Source organism: Bacillus sp. EKM206B, from assembly GCF_011066015.1.
Taxonomy (GTDB): Bacteria; Bacillota; Bacilli; order Bacillales; family Bacillaceae; genus Bacillus; species Bacillus velezensis.
The window spans coordinates 1-603 of the sequence record NZ_JAAMNL010000033.1 but is presented as its reverse complement, the minus strand read 5'-3'; the positions used below and the strand labels follow the sequence as shown (position 1 = coordinate 603).

The following is a 603-nucleotide window of genomic DNA, read 5'->3' as shown; positions in this document are numbered from 1 at the left end:
TGCCCCGGATTTCCCATGCCTCCCGCCAAGGAAGAAAACAGGATGAAAAAGTCCAGCCGCACATCTTTCGCTGCTTCGTCAAGATTGATAAGCCCTTTCACTTTCGGCGCCATGACGGTCTTCCGTTCGTTTTCTGTCTGGTTCAGAATGTAATTGTCAGCGATCACGCCTGCGCCGTGAATGATCCCGTCGAGTGTTCCGTGCTCCTCTTGTATGCCGCGGACGAGGGCGATGACCGCCGCCCTGTCTGTCACGTCAACCGGTTGATACAATACGCGGGCACCCGACGCTTCCAAGCGCCGTAAGCGGGCGGAGCGGTCTTCATCAAGCACTTCTGCCCTCCCTGTTAATACGAGGACGGCGTTTTTGACGCGGGAGGCTATTTCTTCAGCGAAAATCAGGCCGATGCCGCCCGCTCCCCCGGTGAGGAGGTAGACCCCTTCGTCTTTCCACGGAACGGCGCCGCTTTGAGGGGCCGGCAGATGACGCCAGTTTCTGACGAGACGTTTGCCGGCTTCATAACGGATTTCCGCTTGTTCAGGATGCGCCCGGTTTTCTTTCAGCTTGGCAAGAAGCGATGATGCTGACTCGTCCGGATCGGCT

1 protein-coding gene is annotated in these 603 nt (G+C 57.5%); it reads right to left on the bottom strand.

Annotated features, from left to right (window positions below):
* The coding region (locus G9F50_RS20255; RefSeq protein WP_165417788.1) for an SDR family NAD(P)-dependent oxidoreductase at window positions 1-603 on the bottom strand (603 nt) is incomplete at both ends.